This is a genomic window from Segatella buccae ATCC 33574 (genome assembly GCF_000184945.1).
GTDB lineage: Bacteria > Bacteroidota > Bacteroidia > Bacteroidales > Bacteroidaceae > Prevotella > Prevotella buccae.
The window spans coordinates 1,394,235-1,397,086 of record NZ_GL586311.1 but is presented as its reverse complement, the minus strand read 5'-3'; the positions used below and the strand labels follow the sequence as shown (position 1 = coordinate 1,397,086).

Annotated in this window: 1 rRNA gene and 1 other annotated feature; the gene reads right to left on the bottom strand. The window is 60.3% G+C overall.

The features are described 5' to 3' along the window. Nucleotides 1–59: 59 nt before the first annotated feature. Nucleotides 60–172: ribosomal RNA gene (gene rrf, locus HMPREF6485_RS05175) — 5S ribosomal RNA — on the bottom strand. 179 nt (nt 173–351) lie between these two features. Continuing rightward, nucleotides 352–2,690, bottom strand: a sequence feature (most likely nonfunctional fraction of RNA operon). Nucleotides 2,691–2,852 lie beyond the last annotated feature (162 nt).

Genomic DNA, 2,852 nt, shown 5'->3' with positions numbered 1-2,852 from the left:
GCCTCCCCGGCTGCCCTACGGGCTGCCGGGGAGGCCGGGGCCGGAACGACCCCAAAAAAAGGAGGCGGCTGCCTACTCTCCCGCATTGCATTGCAGTACCATCGGCGCAAGTGGGCTTAACTTCTCTGTTCGGAATGGGAAGAGGTGGGACACCACCGCAATAACCACCTGAATGTCATGCACCACGGGCGGGACACGCAGCGCCCGCGCCGGATGCGTCAGTTCCGTCCGCCCCGGACATGCGGGGGGAGGGGGTGACCATCGCCACAAGCAAGGGACCGTAAGGCCGGCGACCGAAGCCGCGGGGACTCTCCAGGAGCCAGCTGAAAGAACGCGCGCACGGGGAAAGCTTCGGGCAATTAGTAGCGCTCGGCTTTGGCGTCGCCGCCTTTACACCTGCGCCCTATCAACGTCATCGTCTCTGACGGCCCTCATGTAAAGGAGTTCTCATCTTGCGGAGGGCTTCGCGCTTAGATGCCTTCAGCGCTTATCCCGGCCGGACGCGGCTACCCGGCGGTGCGCCTGGCGGCACAACCGGCAGACCGGAGGTCCGTCCGACACGGTCCTCTCGTACTAGTGTCAGACCCGCGCAAAACTCCAACGCCCACGATAGATAGAGACCGAACTGTCTCACGACGTTCTGAACCCAGCTCGCGTGCCACTTTAATGGGCGAACAGCCCAACCCTTGGGACCTTCTCCAGCCCCAGGATGTGACGAGCCGACATCGAGGTGCCAAACCACCCCGTCGATATGAGCTCTTGGGGGGGATCAGCCTGTTATCCCCGGAGTACCTTTTATCCTTTGAGCGACGGAGTTTCCATCCACGTCCGCCGGATCACTATGCCCCAGTTTCCTGCCTGCTCGGGGTGTCCCCCTCCCAGTCAGGCGCCCTTATGCCATTGCACTCAATAAGGCCGGTTACCGAACGGCCCGAGGGCACCTTTGGAAGCCTCCGTTACGCTTTTGGAGGCGACCACCCCAGTCAAACTGCCCGCCAAGCGGTGTCCCCGAAACAAGCGGGTTAGACCCCAGACAGCCGAAGGGCCGTATTTCAAGGAAGGCTCCACCGCGGCTGGCGCCGCGGATTCAAAGCCTCCGGCCTATCCTACACATCGGATGGCCGGGGTCAGCGCTAAGCTGCAGTAAAGGTTCACGGGGTCTTTTCGTCCCATCGCGGGTAATCGGCATCTTCACCGATACTACAATTTCACTGGAATCACGGTTGAGACAGCGTCCGGATCATTACACCATTCGTGCAGGTCGGAACTTACCCGACAAGGAATTTCGCTACCTTAGGACCGTTATAGTTACGGCCGCCGTTTACCGGGGCTTCAATTCAGGGCTTCACCGTGAGGATGACCCCTCCTCTTAACCTTCCGGCACCGGGCAGGTGTCAGGCTGTATACATCATCTTTCGAGTTAGCACAGCCCTGTGTTTTTGTTAAACAGTTGCCTGGACCTATTCTCTGCGCCTCGCGGAGCCGCGAGGACCCTTTATCCCGAAGTTACAGGGTCAGTTTGCCTAGTTCCTTAACCGTGAGTCTTCCAACGCCTGAGTATGTTCTACCCGACCACGTGTGTCCGTTTGGGGTACGGGTGCCGCAGGGATGAGGCTTAGCGCATTTTCTCGGGAGTATGATTACCCACGCTATTGGCGCCCCCCGGAGGGGGAGCCATACTATGGGGGTTCGGCTCGGGCCGCGGACTTGCCTGCGGCCCTCGACGCCTACGCCCGTCAACGGGGGCTTCCGTCGCCCCGCGGTGGTGTCACTGCTCCGTCAGCGCGTCGCTCCCTGTGGCAGTCACGGAATGTTGACCGTGTCTTCCATCGCCCCTCGCCGTACGGCTGGGGCTTAGGGCCCGACTGACCCCGGGCTGACTGGCATTGCCCGGGAAACCTTGGTCTTACGGCGGGAGGGGATCTTACCCTCCTTGTCGTTACTTATACCTACATTTGCCTTGCCGTGCGCTCCGGGAGGGGTCGCCCCCTCCGTTCAACGCCGCACGCCATGCTCCCCTACCGGTACTTTCTTCAATGCTACCCCGCGTCTTCGGTGTCTGCCTTATACCCGATTATTATCCACGCACGGACCCTCGACCAGTGAGCTGTTACGCACTCTTTGAATGAATGGCTGCTTCCAAGCCAACATCCTGGCTGTCACAGGGACCGCACTTCGTTAGACTAACTCAGGCAGAACTCGGGGACCTTAGACGGCGGTCAGGATTCTTCTCCTCTCGGGGACGGACCTTAGCACCCGCCCCCTTACTGCGCGCCTGCGGCGCATGAGCATTCGGAGTTCGTCAGGTCTCGACAGGCGGCGAAGCCCTCTCGACCTACCGGTCGCTCTACCTCTCATGCGGAACGGCGCACGCGGCACCTAAATGCCTTTCGGGGAGTACGAGCTATCTCCAAGTTTGATTGGCCTTTCACTCCTACACTCGGCTCATCCGGAAGCTTTTCAACGCTTATCGGTGCGGGCCTCCATCCCGTGTTACCGGGACTTCACCCTGGCCAAGTGTAGATCACTTGGTTTCGCGTCTGCCACCTCCGACTAAAAACGCCCTCTTCAGGCTCGCTTTCACTGCGGCGCAGGGGCTTCAGCCCCTCAGCCTTGCCGGAGACGGCAACTCGTAGGTTCATTATGCAAAAGGCACGCCGTCACTGCCAAAAGGCAGCTCCGACCGCTTGCAGGCGCAGGGTTTCAGGATCTCTTTCACCCTTCTCGTCGAAGTGCTTTTCACCTTTCCTTCACAGTACTCGTCCACTATCGGTCTCACGGGAGTATTCAGCCTTGCCGGATGGTCCCGGCGGATTCGCGCAGGATTCCTCGTGTCCCGCGCTACTCAGGAT